Below are 14272 nucleotides of genomic sequence, written 5' to 3'. Positions count from 1 at the left end.
AAACGGAAAGTTTCTTTACGCTGGGGTTGAAAATGAATATTCATACGTTTAGATTGAATTTTCATTCAATCAGAATGGCTGTACTGGAGCCCGTTATGAGTCACCTTTTTCAACGCCACTTCCTTCGGCTGCTCGATTTTAGCCCGGCCGATATCACCTCCCTGCTCGACCTCGCCGCTGAATTAAAACGCGCTAAAAAAAACGGTAGCGAAACCCCGCGCCTGAAGGGCAAAAACATCGCGCTCATCTTCGAAAAAGACTCGACCCGTACCCGATGCTCTTTCGAAGTTGCCGCATATGACCAGGGCGCCCGTGTCACTTATCTCGGCCCGAGCGGCAGCCAGATCGGCCACAAAGAGTCGATGAAAGATACCGCCCGCGTGCTGGGCCGCATGTATGACGGCATCCAGTATCGCGGCTACGGCCAGGCGCTGGTGGAGACGCTGGCGGAATTCGCCGGCGTGCCGGTGTGGAACGGCCTTACCACGGAATTCCACCCTACCCAGCTGCTGGCAGATCTGCTCACTATGCAGGAGCATCTGCCGGGCAAGGCGCTGAGCGAGATGACGCTGGTCTATGTCGGCGACGCCCGCAATAACATGGGCAACAGCATGCTGGAGGCGGCGGCGGTAACCGGCCTGGATCTGCGCCTGGTGGCGCCGAAAGCGTGCTGGCCGGAAGCCGATCTGGTTGAAACCTGCCGCCAGGCGGCGCAGCAAACCGGCGGCAGCATCACCCTGACCGAGGATATCGCCGCAGGCGTCAGGGGCGCGGACTTTATCTATACCGACGTCTGGGTGTCGATGGGCGAGGCGAAAGCGGTATGGGAAGAGCGTATCGCGCTGCTGCGCAACTATCAGGTCAATCAGGCGATGCTGCAGCTGACCGGCAACCCGCAGGTGAAGTTCCTGCACTGTCTGCCGGCGTTTCATGACGATCAGACCACGCTGGGCCGTCAGATGGCCGAGCAGTACGGGCTGCACGGCGGCATGGAGGTGAGCAACGAGGTTTTCGAATCGGAGCACAGCATCGTGTTCGACCAGGCGGAAAATCGTATGCACACCATTAAAGCGGTCATGGTGGCGACGCTGAGCCAGGCATAGCCGCTCAGCCAGCCGCTCCGCAAACGTTTTCCCTTGATGCAAAACGCCGGACGGGTATAATGCGCCCCAATTTGCCGGAGGAAGCATGCAACAGCGCAGCGCACACATTCACGCGACATCACGCCTGAACGCAGGCGGCGCCCCTGTTTTTTCCGTCATCAACCCGATCGTAAAAATAGCCCCTTAATCAGGGGCTTTTTTTTGTCCGCAATTCGGCAGCGCAGAGAGGCGAACTATGGCTAACCCGTTATATCGCAAACATATTATTTCTATTAACGATCTCAGCCGCGACGAACTGGAGCTGGTGCTGCACACCGCCGCGCAGCTGAAAGCCAATCCGCAGCCGGAGCGGCTGAAGCACAAGGTGATCGCCAGCTGCTTCTTTGAAGCCTCGACGCGCACGCGCCTGTCGTTTGAAACGGCAATCCACCGGCTGGGCGCATCAGTGGTGGGTTTCGCCGACGGCAGCAACACCTCGCTCGGCAAAAAGGGCGAAACCCTGGCGGATACGATTTCCGTTATCGGCACCTACGTTGACGCCATCGTGATGCGTCATCCGCAAGAGGGCGCGGCGCGGCTTGCCACGGAATTTTCCGGCGGCGTACCGATCCTTAATGCCGGAGATGGCGCCAATCAGCATCCTACCCAGACGCTGCTGGATCTTTTTACCATTCGCGAAACCCAGAGCCGCCTGGACAACCTGAGCATCGCCATGGTCGGCGACCTGAAATATGGCCGCACGGTGCACTCCCTGACGCAGGCGCTGGCGAAGTTCGACGGTAACCGCTTCTACTTTATCGCGCCCGACGCGCTGGCGATGCCCGCCTATATCACCGATACGCTGGACGAGCGCGGCATCGTCTGGTCGCGCCACGACAGCATCGAAGCGGTGATCCCGCACGCCGATATTCTCTATATGACCCGCGTGCAGAAAGAGCGTCTCGACCCGTCGGAATACGCTAACGTCAAGGCGCAGTTTATTCTGCGCGCGGCGGATCTGGCTGGCGCGCGCGACAACATGAAAGTGCTGCATCCGCTGCCGCGCGTTGACGAGATCGCCACCGACGTGGATAAAACGCCCTACGCCTGGTATTTCCAGCAGGCGGGCAACGGCATCTTCGCGCGTCAGGCTCTGCTGGCGCTGGTACTCAACAGCGAACAGGATCTGTAAGGAGCCATCGCCATGACACATGACAATAAACTGCAGGTAGAAGCGATCAAGCGCGGCACGGTCATTGACCATATTCCGGCGCAGGTCGGTTTTAAGCTGCTGTCACTGTTTCGCCTCACCGAAACCGACCAGCGCATCACCATCGGCCTTAATCTCCCCTCGGGCGAGCTGGGGCGCAAAGATCTGATCAAGATCGAGAACACCTTCCTTACCGAGGATCAGATCAACCAGCTGGCGGTTTATGCGCCGCACGCCACGGTAAACCGCATCGACGACTATGAAGTGGTGGCGAAAATTGCGCCGACCTTGCCGGAGCGCATTGAGCGCGTGCTGACCTGCCCCAACGGCAACTGCATCAGCCGCAGCGAGCCGGTCTTCTCCAGCTTTGCGGTGAAAAAGCGCGACGCAGAGGTGCTGCTGACCTGCAAATATTGCGAGAAAGCCTTTGCGCACCACGTGGTGCTCGGTCACTGGTAATCGATCTGCTCGTCCCTATAATGGGGCGATGTTTCTCACCAGCGGCGGCCTGCTGCCGCTGCGTCACCCTTAAGGAGCAAGTATGTCTCGCGAAATCAGTACGGAAAAAGCGCCAGCGGCGATCGGTCCCTATGTGCAGGGCGTGGATCTGGGCAGCATGATCATCACTTCTGGCCAGATCCCGGTGGATCCGGCGACCGGCACGGTGCCAGACGCGATCGACGCCCAGGCGCGTCAGTCGCTGGAAAATGTGAAAGCGATCGTCGAAGCGGCTGGCCTGCAGGTCGGCGACATCGTGAAAACCACGGTTTTCGTTAAAGACCTTAACGACTTCGCGACCGTCAACGCCACCTATGAAGCCTTCTTCACCGAGCATAAGGCCAGCTTCCCGGCGCGCTCCTGCGTGGAAGTGGCGCGTCTGCCGAAAGACGTGAAGATCGAGATCGAAGCGATCGCCCTGCGCCGCTAAGGATCTGCTGCGCGCTGCGCCCGCGGCGCGCCTCCCCTCTCCCTCCGTTTGCTCCTCTGCCTGGCTTTGCGCCACGACCCGAACTTCTTTGTTTCAGGTCAAAACCGTAGCGATTATATTCTCCTGACATCCATATATAGTGGTTAAAATCCTTCAGGACACAACATGTAGCGAATGAAGGGGGAGAGTATGGCAAAGGTAGTGGTGAAGCGCGACGGCTGTCGCTCAGCGTTTGACGCGGCGCGAATCGAGGCGGCGGTCGCTGCTGCGGCGCGCGCGGCGCAGGTTGAGGATGCATCCTGGTGCGCGACGGTAGCGCAACGCGTTAGCGAAAAACTGGCCGATCGTGCTGAAGTGGATATCCGCGATATTCAGTTCGCGGTCGAAGAGACGCTCATGAGCGGCCCCTGGCCCCAGCTGGCGCGCGCCTATATCGAATATCGTCACGATCGCGACGTGGCGCGCGAGCAGCGCGGCAAGCTGCACCACGCCATTCGCGGCCTGGTCGATCAGACTAACGCCGCGCTGCTGAACGAAAACGCCAATAAAGACAGCAAGGTGATCCCGACGCAGCGCGACCTGCTGGCGGGCATCGTGGCGAAACACTATGCGCAGCAGCAGCTGCTGCCGCGCGATGTGGTCCAGGCGCACGAGCGCGGCGAGATCCACTATCACGATCTCGACTACTCCCCTTTCTTTCCCATGTTCAACTGTATGCTGATCGATCTCAAAGGCATGCTCACCAACGGCTTTAAGATGGGCAACGCCGAGATCGAGCCGCCGAAGTCGATCGCCACCGCCACGGCGGTCACCGCGCAAATTATCGCGCAGGTCGCCAGCCATATTTACGGTGGCACCACCATCAACCGCATCGACGAGGTGCTGGCGCCCTTTGTCGAGCTGAGCATGGAAAAGCATCGCGCTATCGCCGCCGAATGGCAGATTGCCGACGTCGAAGCCTACGCGCGGGCACGCACCGAGAAAGAGTGCTACGACGCCTTTCAGTCGCTGGAGTACGAGGTCAACACGCTGCACACCGCCAACGGCCAGACGCCGTTCGTCACCTTCGGCTTCGGGCTAGGCACCAGCTGGGCGGCGCGGCTTATCCAGCAGTCGATCCTGCGCAACCGTATTGCCGGGCTGGGCAAAAACCACAAAACCGCCGTCTTTCCCAAGCTGGTGTTCGCGATTCGCGAAGGGCTCAATCGCCGTCCGGGCGATATCAACTACGATATCAAACAGCTGGCGCTGGAGTGCGCCAGCAAGCGCATGTATCCCGACATTCTTAACTACGACCAGGTAGTAAAAGTTACCGGCTCCTTTAAAACGCCGATGGGCTGCCGCAGCTTTCTCGGCGTCTATGAGGAAAACGGCGTCGAAATTCACGACGGCCGCAACAATCTGGGCGTCATCAGCCTCAATCTGCCGCGCATCGCGCTGGAGGCACAAGGCGACGAGGCGCGCTTCTGGAGGCTGCTCGACGAGCGGCTGGCGCTGGCGAAGCGCGCGCTGATGACCCGTATCGCCCGCCTGGAAAAAACCAAAGCGCGCGTGGCGCCGATCCTCTACATGGAGGGCGCCTGCGGCGTACGGCTCAACGCCGATGACGAGGTGGGGCCGATTTTCCGCAACGGGCGCGCCTCGCTGTCGCTGGGCTATATCGGCCTGCATGAAACCCTGAACGCGCTGAGCGGCGGCGCGCGCCATCCCTATGACGATCCCGCGCTGCGCGCCAAAGGAATCGAGATTGTCTCGCGCCTGCGCGCCGCAACCGACGCCTGGAAAGCGGAAACCGGCTACGGCTTCAGCCTCTACAGCACCCCGAGCGAAAACCTCTGCGACCGCTTCTGCCGCCTCGACGCCGCGCAGTTTGGCGTGGTGCCTGGCGTCACCGATAAAGGCTACTACACCAACAGCTTCCACCTCGACGTGGAGAAGAAGGTCAACCCTTACGACAAGATCGACTTTGAAGCGCCCTACCCGCCGCTGGCGAACGGCGGCTTCATCTGTTACGGCGAATACCCCAACGTGCAGCGTAACCTCAAGGCGCTCGAGGATGTCTGGGACTACAGCTACCATCGCGTGCCCTATTACGGCACCAATACGCCGATCGACGAATGCTATGAGTGCGGCTTTACCGGCGAGTTCAGCTGCACCAGCCGCGGCTTTACCTGCCCGAACTGTGGCAACCACGATCCGGCGCGCGTGTCGGTAACGCGCCGCGTCTGCGGCTATCTCGGCAGCCCCGATGCGCGCCCGTTCAACGCCGGCAAGCAGGAGGAGGTGCAGCGACGCGTTAAACATCTGGAGAGCGGACCGCTGGGATGATGCATTTTCATCGCTACTACGATGTCGATATCGTTAACGGCCCCGGCACGCGCTGCACGCTGTTCGTGGCTGGCTGCGAGCATCAGTGCCGCGGTTGCTATAACCAGAGCACCTGGCGGCTCGACTCCGGCACGCCTTTCACCCTGGATCACGAAGAGCGCCTGATCGCCGATCTGCAGGACAGGCGCATTCGGCGCCAGGGACTGTCGCTGAGCGGCGGCGATCCGCTGCATCCGCACAATGTGCCGCATATCCGTCGGCTGGTGAAACGGGTGCGCGCCGAGTGTCCTGGAAAAGATATCTGGCTCTGGACCGGCTATCAGCGCGCCGGGCTCAGCTGCGCCCAGCGCGAGGTGCTGAGCTATATCGACGTGCTGATTGACGGGCGCTTCAATGAGGCGGAAAAAGATGCGACGCTGCTGTGGCGCGGCAGCCGCAACCAGATTATCTGGGACCTGAGCAAAGAGCGCGGCTAACGCGGGATTTGCCCCGACTCAATAATCTCGACGCGGTCGCCGCCTGGCTGAAAGGCGCAGGCGTGCATGCATTTCGCCACCGCCAGCGCAGAAACCGAACGCCAGTTACCGGGCAGCATGCTGAACAGCGGCGCCATCAGGCTTTCGCCGGTACGTTTGCGCGTGCGCTCGCCCAGCAGCAGCGAAGGCCGCACCAGCGTCAGACGTGGCCAGCCCTGATGACGCAGCGCCGTCTCCATCTCGCCTTTGACCCGGTTATAGAAAAAGGGTGAATGACGGTTCGCGCCGTGCGCGCTGACCGCCACCATCTGCTTCGCCCCCAGCCGCAGCCCGTTCAGGCCGGTATCCACCACCAGCGTATAGTCGACGTGCAGAAACGCCGCTTTGCTGCCCGCCTCTTTGCGCGTGGTGCCGAGGCAGCAAAATACGCTGTCGATAGCGACGTTGAGTGGGCGCAGCACGTCGGTCAGGTCCGCCTCCACCAGATTGACCACCTTATTCATCGGCGGCAGCGGACGGCGCGTCGGCGCGATGATTTCGTCAACGCGCGCATCCGCCACCAGCAGGCGCAGCAGATGCGCGCCCACCAGGCCCGTCGCGCCGGTTACCAATACACGATGCATCTCGCCTCCCGCTAACCTGTTGCCATTACTCTGAAATATAGTCAGCTTTTACCGCACGGCTTGCATTTTCAGCATAAACAACCAGGCTTAACCTGTTCATCAGGAGAGCGCATCGTGCGCAAACCATCATGAGGAGGGGAAAAATGAGCAAGAAGATTGCGGTGTTGATTACCGACGAATTTGAAGACTCAGAGTTCACCTCGCCGGCCGACGCCTACAAACAGGCGGGCTTCGAGGTGGTGACCATTGAGAAAGAGGCGGGCAAAACCGTCACCGGCAAACAGGGCGAAGCGCAGGTGAAAATCGACCGCGCCATCGACGAGGTCAGCCCGGCCGAGTTTGACGCGCTGCTGCTGCCAGGCGGCCACTCGCCTGATTCGCTGCGCAGCGACGACCGCTTCGTCGCCTTTACCAAAGAGTTCGTCGCCAGCGGCAAACCGATTTTCGCTATCTGCCACGGTCCGCAGCTGCTAATCAGCGCCAACGGCGTGCGCGGCCGCAAGATGACCTGCGTGAAGGCGATCGCTATCGATTTGCGCAATGCCGGCGCGGACTTCTATGACGAAGAGGTGATTGTGGATGACGATCGTCTCGTCACCAGCCGTACGCCAGACGATCTGCCCGCCTTTAACCGCGAGTCGCTGCGTATACTACAGGCGTCGTAATGCCGGTTTCCCTTTCCCTCAGGGGAAAGGGATTTCATTTTCTTCCCGCCGCCAGCTGATTTTTTTACCAAATCCCAGCGCGTTATCGGTCATCTTGACCTCCTCCAGCTGAATCTCCCACAGCGGCGCAGAGACTTTGCGCGCCACCGGAAAACGTTTTTGATACGCCTTGCGCGCCTGCGCTTCCGCGTCGCCGTCGAGCAGCGTGATATGGCCGCGATACTGCACGCCTTTAATCAGCAGCACGGTTTTCGGCTGGCCGTTCACCGTGCCCGCGACCTGCGGATTCGCCTGCAGCAGCGCCCCATGGCGCGTGTCGGGTGCGGTCATCAGCCAGAACGCCATACGCGCCTCGTTAAAGACGTAGAAGCAGTTGGCACACCAGAGATCGCCGTCAGACTGGCAGCAAAGAGAGAGGACATGCTGTTTTTTCAGGTAACGCACCAGATGAGAATGGTCAGACACGTTCTGTTGCTCCGTGCAAAGATCGCCGGATAGCCGCCGCGCCGCTGGCGCGCTACACTGCCCGGCAGTAAAGATTCAGGGATGCAGATTATGAATGAGGGCTGGCAGCTCTATATCGTCCAGACCGCCGCTGGGGCGCTCTACACCGGCATCACCACCGACGTAACGCGGCGCGTCGAACAGCATGCAGCCGGACGCGGCGCGCGCGCGCTGCGCGGCAGAGGCCCGCTGGCGCTGGTGTATCGCTGCGACGCTGGCGACCGCGCCGCGGCGTCGCGGCTGGAGTACCAGGTTAAACAGCTCAGCCGCCAGCAGAAGCTGCGGCTGGTGGCGCAGCAGCCAGACTGCCTCGCCAGCTGGCTTACGCAAGCCGGTTAAAGGGCTCGGCAAAATCGATCTCGCCTTCCGCGCCGACAAAAGCGTCATCCGCCAGGCGATAAACCTGAAACGCCGCTTCGGCGCCCGGCCAGCGGCAGCGTAATCCGTGGCGCGCGGCAGGCTCAAAGCCGAAGCGATTGTAATAAGCGGGATCCCCCACCACCACCACCGCGCCATAGCCAAACTCATTCAGCGTATCCAGCCCGGCGTAGATCAGCTGCTCGCCGATTTTCTGGCCGCGTACGCTTTCGTCTACTGCCAGCGGCGCCAGGCCAACCCAGTTGCGGTCTTCGCCCTGCAAGGTTACCGGGCTGAACGCGGCGTAGCCCAGCACCTGGCCTTCGTCGTCCGTCGCCACCACGCCCAGCGTCAGCAGCCCGTCTTCCCGAAGCTGCTGAACCAGCTCGGCTTCCGCTTCGGTCTTAAAGCTGCGTCTTAACAAACTGTCGATGCTTGCCGCATCCACCCCTATTTCTGTGCGAATTAACATACACTCTCCGCGCGCGCCTGTGCGGCCTTCGCGTCCTGTTTCATTCCCGCTTCGACAAACGCAGCCAGCTGCTGCAGTCCCGTGCGCAACGCCGTGGGCATGGCCTCAAGTTCCAGAGCATCCATCAGGTTTTTTACCTCTAGTCCCAGCTCCGTGTCGCCTTCAATCAGCAGACGACGCTGGAAAAACAGCATATCCGGATCCGCTTTACGGGCGGCGACCAGCAGCAGATCGTTAGCATTGCCGCGAAACCAGACGTCCGCCTCGGCATGCTGTACGACCCTGAGCTGGCCCTCTTCAATGGTGGTAATCCAGCGTAAACCCACATCCGCGATCTCAATACCCAGATGACGCGCCTGCAGAAAGTCTAACTCACCTTCCGCCAAAGCATGACGAAATTGCCAGTTCAGGAGTTGTTGCAGAAAGGCTTTTTTTAACGGGAACGGGGTTAGAGAAACAGGTAAGGCAAGGAATTTTGGGCCTTTTTTTACTAACTCAGCGCGTAACTGTTGAAACACCGTCGTCTCTCCCTTCAGAAAATTTTAGGTATATTGCCACATCCGCCGCCGCACGCTGCAGCCGAGATCAATAAATTCACCGCCACGCTGCGCAAATTTTCCGCTATCCGTCGCGTCAACTGGCGAATCACTGCCCCAAATCAACATTTCCCTCCAGCCGCTTGCCTAGACTCGTCGCCTTATCCTGTCGACGAGGGATCACTATGGAACTGCTGTGTCCGGCCGGTAATCTGCCCGCCGTGCGTTCAGCGGTGGAGAATGGCGCCGATGCGGTGTATGTCGGATTAAAAGATGACACCAACGCGCGCCACTTCGCCGGGCTGAACTTTACCGACAAGAAGCTGATGGAAGCGGCGCGCTATCTGCATCAGCATCGCCGTAAATTACATGTCGCCATTAATACCTTCGCTCATCCTGACGGTATGGGCCGCTGGCAACGCGCCATCGACGTGGCGGCGCAGAACGGCGCGGACGCGCTGATCCTTGCCGATATCGCGACGCTGGAGTACGCCGCACAGCGCTACCCCGAGGTTGAACGCCATCTGTCGGTGCAGGCCTCCGCCACCAACCTGGAAGCGGTGCGCTTCTATCATCGTCACTTCGCGCTGAGCCGCGTGGTGCTGCCGCGCGTGCTGTCTCTGCATCAGGTGAAACAGCTGGCGCGCGAGACGCCGGTGCCGCTCGAGGTATTCGCCTTCGGCAGCCTCTGCATTATGGCGGAAGGCCGCTGCTATCTCTCTTCGTGGCTGACCGGCGAATCGCCCAACAGCGCGGGCGCCTGTTCGCCGGCGAAGTTCGTGCGCTGGCAGCAAACGCCCAGCGGCATGGAGTCGCGGCTTAACGACGTGCTGATTGACCGCTACGCGCCGGATGAGAGCGCTGGCTATCCCACCCTGTGCAAAGGCCGCTATCAGGTCGACGGGCAGCGCTACCACGTGCTGGAGGAGCCCACCAGCCTCAATACCCTGACGCTGCTGCCGGAGCTGCTGCGCGCGGGCGTCGCCTCGGTGAAGATCGAAGGACGTCAGCGCAGCCCGGCCTATGTCGCGCAGGTGGCGCGCGTCTGGCGACAGGCGATCGATCGCTGCAGGCGCGAGCCGGGAAACTTTGCCGTCACCGAGGCCTGGACGGCGGCGCTTGATGAGCTCTCCGAAGGCTCGCAGACCACGCTTGGCGCTTACCACCGTGAATGGCAATAAGGAGAAGAGAATGCAATACGCAATCGGTCCGGTGCTGTGGTACTGGCCGACAGAGCAGCTGGCGAGCTTTTACCAGCAGGCGGCGAGCAGCAGCGCGGATATCATCTACCTCGGTGAAGCGGTGTGCAGCAAACGGCGCGCCACCTCGTATCAGCGCTGGATGGAAATGGCGCGCGAGCTGGCGGCCAGCGGCAAGCAGGTCGTACTGAGCACGCTGGCGCTGCTGCAGTCGCCTTCGGAGCTGAAAGAGCTGAAGCGCTACGTCGATAACGGCGAGTTTCTCATTGAGGCCAACGACGTCGGCACGGTGAATATGGCGGCCGAGCGCGGTCTTCCCTTTGTCGCCGGGCCAACGCTTAACGTCTATAACGTCGAAACCCTGCACCTGCTGGTAAAAGAAGGAATGACGCGCTGGTGCATGCCGGTGGAGATGTCGCGCGACTGGCTGCTGCAGCTGCTGCAGCAGAGCGAGGAGCGCAACATCCGCAGCCGGTTCGAAGTCGAGGTGCTGGGCTACGGCTATCTGCCGCTGGCGCTCTCGGCGCGCTGCTTTACCGCCCGCGCCGAACATCGCGCCAAAGACGACTGCCAGACCTGCTGCATCAACTACCCTAACGGACGCCGCGTCCACTCGCAGGAAGGTCAGCAGGTATTTGTGCTGAACGGTATTCAGACCATGAGCGGCTACTGCTACAACCTCGGCAACGACCTGGCTGGCATGCGCGGCTGGGTCGATATTCTGCGTCTGTCGCCGCAAAGCACCGCGACGCTGGATGAGATTGCCCGCTTCCGCGCTAATGAAGAGGGGCTGTCGCCGTTAATGATGGCCAACAGCAATGACTGCAACGGCTACTGGCGTAAAGTGGCCGGCATGAGGCTGCTGACATCCTGAAAGGCACATACAGGCTAGCCGCCTGCCTTTGTTAGCAGTTTTAATATGGGCATTATTACGCAATACTGGTCGGTGCAGGTTAATCATCACCTGCGCCATACCCAACTGGAGTGCCCATGTCTGATAAAAAACCCCTTCGTCTTTCCGTGCTGGATCTGGCGCCGATTCCACAGGGTTCTACCCCGCGCGATGCCTTTCATACCTCGCTGGCGCTGGCGCGTCAGGCGGAAGCGTTGGGCTATGAACGTTACTGGCTGGCCGAGCACCATAATATGACCGGCATCGCCAGCGCGGCGACCTCGGTGCTGATCGGCTATCTGGCGGCCAACACCACGACGCTGCATCTGGGATCGGGCGGCATTATGCTGCCAAACCATGCGCCGCTGGTAATCGCCGAACAGTTCGGCACCCTGGCGTCGCTCTATCCCGGCCGCATCGATTTAGGCCTCGGCCGCGCGCCGGGCTCCGACCAGCGCACCATGATGGCGCTGCGTCGCCACCTCTCCAGCATCCATGCGGACACCTTCCCGGATGATGTTCAGGAGCTGCTTAACTGGTTCGACGCTGACGAAGATGCGCAGCCGCCGGTTCAGCCTGTGCCTGGCCTGGGCATGAAGATCCCGGTCTGGCTGCTTGGCTCCAGCCTCTACAGCGCACAGCTCTCGGCGCAGCTCGGCCTGCCATTCGCCTTTGCGTCGCACTTCGCGCCCGATCAGCTGTTCCAGGCGCTGCATCTCTATCGTGAAAAATTCCAGCCTTCGGCGCGTCTGGACAAGCCGTACGCCATGGTCTGCATCAACGTTGTCGCCGCCGACAGCGAGCGCGACGCGCGTTTCCTGTTTACCTCGCAGCAGCAGCAGTTTATCAACCTGCGCCGCGGCAAGCCGGGCCCGCTGCCTGCGCCGGTGGAAAACATGGATAATCTGTGGTCGCCGTCGGAACAGTATGGCGTGCAGCAGGCGCTGAGCATGTCGCTGGTGGGCGATGCCGATAAAGTGCGTCACGGCCTGGCCGGGCTGATGCGCGAGACTCAGGCGGACGAGATTATGGTCAACGGCCAAATTTTCGATACTGAGGCACGTCTGCGCTCCTTCGCCATTGCGATGGAAGCGGCCCGCTCGCTGTAAACGCTTCTGCGGTGGGCGCTACGCTTCCGGCCCCACCGCCAGCTGGCGCACGTCGCGCGCGGGAGATCGGCCGTAAAAACGGCTGTACTCCCGGCTGAACTGCGACGCGCTCTGGTATCCCACGCGATAGCCCGCCGTTCCGGCATCCAGCTTCTCTATCATCATCAGCCGTCGCGCCTCGTTGAGACGCAGCTGCTTCTGATACTGCATCGGCGTCATTGCGGTGACCGCTTTGAAATGATGGTGCAGCGAAGAGGCGCTCATGCCGACGCTGCTGGCAAGCCAGCCGATTTTCAGCGGCTGTTGAAAATTCTCCCGCAGCCAGCGCGCCGCGCGCGCCACCTTGTTGCCCGGCCGCTCCGCCAGCGCCATATTGAGGATGCGGCCCCCTTCCGGACCGGTCAGCAGACGATAGAAGATCTCCTGCTCGATAAGCGGCGCCAGCGCGGCGATATCCTGCGGCTGATCCAGCAGGCGAATCAGACGGATAACCGCATCCACTAGCAGCGGCGACACTTTGTGTGCCGCGATGCCGCGCTCGGTGCGCGCTTCCACCAGCGGCGAAGTGAGCGGAAACGTTTCGAGATAGCGCATCAGTCTCTCTTCGTTTATTGCGATGCCGATGCCAAGGTTCGGCTTCTCAGGCGTGGCGACCGTGACGCAGGAGCGTACCGGCATATCCATCGTCACCAGCAGCAGATCGCCGGGGCCGTAATGAATGATCTCCTCCCCCATCCGCAGCGCTTTTCCGCCCTGCGCCACCAGCGCAAAGCTGGCCCATTGCGCATGATAGGTCGGTTCGGACGGCCGGGAGCTACGGCCGAAAAAGAGAAAATCAATCGCACTGTCGTGACGGCCATCGTCGGCCGCATGACGCGCGATAAGCTGCGCCAGAAGCGCCAGCTGCGCCGGTTCCGCCATATCCTCTCCTTAATCTCCGCGAGTGAGCTGTGGCTGATATGTTACCCGAAGCGGTAACGAACGCAGCCGCCTCGCCGCCAGATTTGCAGGATCGTGCAAGAGACTTGCAGGATTGCGCTACCGCCCATTCGGCCTGAAAGCGCATATTTTGCACACGCATACGCAGGTGGAGAGACAAAATGAAAGCACTTGACGGAAAAATTGCGCTGGTGACGGGCGCCTCAAAGGGCATTGGCGCAGCGATTGCTACGGCGTTCGCTGCAGCTGGCGCGCGCGTAGTGGTCAACTACCGCCAGGATGAGGTGGGCGCGGCAGATGTGGTGAGCGACATTCGCACCCTGGGCAGCGAAGGGCTGGCGGTGCAGGCAGATATTTCCCGCGAAGCGGACGTCGAGCAGCTGTTCGACACCACGCTGGCCTGCTTTGGTGCGCCCGATATTGTGGTCAATAACGCCGGTCAGTTCCATCACGGCGAGTTTAGCGCCCTGAGCCTGCTGGAGATGCAGCAGCAGCTTAACGTGAATCTGCTGGGTACGCTGCTGGTTTGCCAGCAGGCGGCGCGGCGTTTTCCGCCGCACGGCGGCTGCATCATCAATCTCAGCGCGCTCAACAGCCAGCAGAGCACGCCGGGCTCTGTGCTCTGGGCGACCACCAAAGGCGCGATCGATACGCTGACGCAGGGGCTGGCGCGCGAGCTGGGCCCGCGCAATATTCGCGTTAACGCGCTGGCGCCGGGCATCATTATGACGGAAGGGCTGCTCTCCGCGAAGAAGCTCAATCCGCAGCTCAAGGCGCAGTTACTGGCGGCGACGCCGCTTGGGCGTTTCGGCCTGCCGGAAGATGTGGCGCAGGTGGCGCTGTTTCTCGCCTCGGAAGAGGCGGCCTATATCAGCGGCGAGCGTGTGCTGATTGCGGGCGGCGCGTAAGGCAAAAAAAAGGGAAGCCCGGAGGCTTCCCTTTTTATCAATCA

General features: G+C 61.0%; 17 protein-coding genes. 12 read left to right on the top strand and 5 right to left on the bottom strand.

The window, feature by feature from the left end; genetic code table 11:
- Positions 1 to 95: 95 nt before the first annotated feature.
- From argF to nrdG, 6 genes are all read left to right on the top strand, one after another.
- Positions 96 to 1103 (top strand): ornithine carbamoyltransferase, encoded by a 1008-nt coding sequence (gene argF / locus ACR6A7_RS08160; RefSeq protein WP_434124325.1) that lies wholly within the window; start codon positions 96 to 98, stop codon positions 1101 to 1103.
- 235 nt (positions 1104 to 1338) lie between these two features.
- On the top strand, positions 1339 to 2274 hold the full coding sequence (pyrB, locus tag ACR6A7_RS08155) for an aspartate carbamoyltransferase (protein ID WP_434124324.1): 936 nt from the start codon (positions 1339 to 1341) through the stop codon (positions 2272 to 2274).
- Between the two features lie 12 nt (positions 2275 to 2286).
- Positions 2287 to 2751, top strand: coding sequence for an aspartate carbamoyltransferase regulatory subunit (gene pyrI / locus ACR6A7_RS08150; protein ID WP_033749334.1), 465 nt, complete (start codon positions 2287 to 2289; stop codon positions 2749 to 2751).
- Between the two features lie 82 nt (positions 2752 to 2833).
- Positions 2834 to 3220 carry a 2-iminobutanoate/2-iminopropanoate deaminase gene (ridA, locus tag ACR6A7_RS08145; protein WP_434124322.1) on the top strand — a complete coding sequence of 129 codons (387 nt, stop codon included), beginning with the start codon at positions 2834 to 2836 and terminating at the stop codon, positions 3218 to 3220.
- A gap of 189 nt (positions 3221 to 3409) precedes the next feature.
- Positions 3410 to 5548, top strand: a complete 2139-nt coding sequence (gene nrdD, locus ACR6A7_RS08140; protein WP_434124321.1) for an anaerobic ribonucleoside-triphosphate reductase — start codon at positions 3410 to 3412, stop codon at positions 5546 to 5548.
- On the top strand, positions 5545 to 6024 hold the full coding sequence (gene nrdG / locus ACR6A7_RS08135; protein WP_434124319.1) for an anaerobic ribonucleoside-triphosphate reductase-activating protein: 480 nt from the start codon (positions 5545 to 5547) through the stop codon (positions 6022 to 6024). Before nrdD ends, nrdG begins: the two co-directional genes overlap by 4 nt.
- Here the strand turns inward: nrdG and ACR6A7_RS08130 are convergent.
- Complete coding sequence (locus ACR6A7_RS08130; RefSeq protein ID WP_434124317.1) at positions 6021 to 6647, bottom strand: NAD-dependent epimerase/dehydratase family protein; 627 nt, start codon at positions 6645 to 6647, stop codon at positions 6021 to 6023. The two genes, nrdG and ACR6A7_RS08130, sit on opposite strands and share 4 nt — an antisense overlap.
- Positions 6648 to 6790: 143 nt before the next feature.
- Between ACR6A7_RS08130 and ACR6A7_RS08125 the strand changes: the two genes are divergently transcribed.
- On the top strand, positions 6791 to 7312 hold the full coding sequence (locus ACR6A7_RS08125; RefSeq protein WP_033749328.1) for a type 1 glutamine amidotransferase domain-containing protein: 522 nt from the start codon (positions 6791 to 6793) through the stop codon (positions 7310 to 7312).
- 18 nt (positions 7313 to 7330) lie between these two features.
- Here the strand turns inward: ACR6A7_RS08125 and ACR6A7_RS08120 are convergent, their stop codons facing one another.
- Entirely contained in the window at positions 7331 to 7777 is a 447-nt protein-coding gene (locus ACR6A7_RS08120; RefSeq protein ID WP_434124315.1) for a YhbP family protein, read from the bottom strand.
- A 90-nt stretch (positions 7778 to 7867) separates the two neighbouring features.
- On the opposite strand from ACR6A7_RS08120, the gene ACR6A7_RS08115 reads away from it, so the two are divergent.
- Positions 7868 to 8155, top strand: a complete 288-nt coding sequence (locus tag ACR6A7_RS08115) for a GIY-YIG nuclease family protein (RefSeq protein WP_048781979.1) — start codon at positions 7868 to 7870, stop codon at positions 8153 to 8155.
- Here ACR6A7_RS08115 and ACR6A7_RS08110 read toward each other — a convergent pair.
- Entirely contained in the window at positions 8139 to 8645 is a 507-nt protein-coding gene (locus tag ACR6A7_RS08110; RefSeq protein ID WP_434124314.1) for a GNAT family N-acetyltransferase, read from the bottom strand. The two genes, ACR6A7_RS08115 and ACR6A7_RS08110, sit on opposite strands and share 17 nt — an antisense overlap.
- Entirely contained in the window at positions 8639 to 9163 is a 525-nt protein-coding gene (gene ubiT, locus ACR6A7_RS08105; RefSeq protein WP_434124313.1) for a ubiquinone anaerobic biosynthesis accessory factor UbiT, read from the bottom strand. Before ubiT ends, ACR6A7_RS08110 begins: the two co-directional genes overlap by 7 nt.
- A gap of 203 nt (positions 9164 to 9366) precedes the next feature.
- On the opposite strand from ubiT, the gene ubiU reads away from it, so the two are divergent.
- The 3 genes from ubiU to ACR6A7_RS08090 all read left to right on the top strand — a co-directional run bounded on the left by ubiU (position 9367) and on the right by ACR6A7_RS08090 (position 12381).
- A complete protein-coding gene (ubiU, locus tag ACR6A7_RS08100; protein WP_434124312.1) occupies positions 9367 to 10362 on the top strand; it encodes a ubiquinone anaerobic biosynthesis protein UbiU in 996 nt (331 codons plus the stop codon).
- A 10-nt stretch (positions 10363 to 10372) separates the two neighbouring features.
- Positions 10373 to 11254 (top strand): U32 family peptidase, encoded by an 882-nt coding sequence (locus ACR6A7_RS08095; protein WP_434124311.1) that lies wholly within the window; start codon positions 10373 to 10375, stop codon positions 11252 to 11254.
- Between the two features lie 116 nt (positions 11255 to 11370).
- Complete coding sequence (locus ACR6A7_RS08090) at positions 11371 to 12381, top strand: luciferase-like monooxygenase (protein WP_434124310.1); 1011 nt, start codon at positions 11371 to 11373, stop codon at positions 12379 to 12381.
- A gap of 18 nt (positions 12382 to 12399) precedes the next feature.
- Here ACR6A7_RS08090 and ACR6A7_RS08085 read toward each other — a convergent pair whose 3' ends face one another.
- Positions 12400 to 13302 (bottom strand): AraC family transcriptional regulator, encoded by a 903-nt coding sequence (locus ACR6A7_RS08085; protein WP_434124309.1) that lies wholly within the window; start codon positions 13300 to 13302, stop codon positions 12400 to 12402.
- A 179-nt stretch (positions 13303 to 13481) separates the two neighbouring features.
- On the opposite strand from ACR6A7_RS08085, the gene ACR6A7_RS08080 reads away from it, so the two are divergent.
- On the top strand, positions 13482 to 14228 hold the full coding sequence (locus ACR6A7_RS08080) for an SDR family NAD(P)-dependent oxidoreductase (protein WP_434124308.1): 747 nt from the start codon (positions 13482 to 13484) through the stop codon (positions 14226 to 14228).
- The last annotated feature ends 44 nt before the right edge of the window (positions 14229 to 14272 follow it).

This window comes from Pantoea phyllosphaerae, assembly GCF_051025595.1.
In the GTDB taxonomy this organism is placed as follows: domain Bacteria; phylum Pseudomonadota; class Gammaproteobacteria; order Enterobacterales; family Enterobacteriaceae; genus Pantoea.
Note: the sequence above shows the minus strand (reverse complement) of the source record. Positions and strands in the feature narration are given on the sequence as shown.

Coding starts and splice junctions, on each gene's coding strand:
- argF (WP_434124325.1), top strand. CDS start 96: ATGAGTCACCTTTTTCAACGCCACTTCCTTCGGCTGCTCGATTTTAGC.
- pyrB (WP_434124324.1), top strand. CDS start 1,339: ATGGCTAACCCGTTATATCGCAAACATATTATTTCTATTAACGATCTC.
- pyrI (WP_033749334.1), top strand. CDS start 2,287: ATGACACATGACAATAAACTGCAGGTAGAAGCGATCAAGCGCGGCACG.
- ridA (WP_434124322.1), top strand. CDS start 2,834: ATGTCTCGCGAAATCAGTACGGAAAAAGCGCCAGCGGCGATCGGTCCC.
- nrdD (WP_434124321.1), top strand. CDS start 3,410: ATGGCAAAGGTAGTGGTGAAGCGCGACGGCTGTCGCTCAGCGTTTGAC.
- nrdG (WP_434124319.1), top strand. CDS start 5,545: ATGATGCATTTTCATCGCTACTACGATGTCGATATCGTTAACGGCCCC.
- ACR6A7_RS08130 (WP_434124317.1), bottom strand. CDS start 6,647: ATGCATCGTGTATTGGTAACCGGCGCGACGGGCCTGGTGGGCGCGCAT.
- ACR6A7_RS08125 (WP_033749328.1), top strand. CDS start 6,791: ATGAGCAAGAAGATTGCGGTGTTGATTACCGACGAATTTGAAGACTCA.
- ACR6A7_RS08115 (WP_048781979.1), top strand. CDS start 7,868: ATGAATGAGGGCTGGCAGCTCTATATCGTCCAGACCGCCGCTGGGGCG.
- ACR6A7_RS08110 (WP_434124314.1), bottom strand. CDS start 8,645: ATGTTAATTCGCACAGAAATAGGGGTGGATGCGGCAAGCATCGACAGT.
- ubiU (WP_434124312.1), top strand. CDS start 9,367: ATGGAACTGCTGTGTCCGGCCGGTAATCTGCCCGCCGTGCGTTCAGCG.
- ACR6A7_RS08095 (WP_434124311.1), top strand. CDS start 10,373: ATGCAATACGCAATCGGTCCGGTGCTGTGGTACTGGCCGACAGAGCAG.
- ACR6A7_RS08090 (WP_434124310.1), top strand. CDS start 11,371: ATGTCTGATAAAAAACCCCTTCGTCTTTCCGTGCTGGATCTGGCGCCG.
- ACR6A7_RS08085 (WP_434124309.1), bottom strand. CDS start 13,302: ATGGCGGAACCGGCGCAGCTGGCGCTTCTGGCGCAGCTTATCGCGCGT.
- ACR6A7_RS08080 (WP_434124308.1), top strand. CDS start 13,482: ATGAAAGCACTTGACGGAAAAATTGCGCTGGTGACGGGCGCCTCAAAG.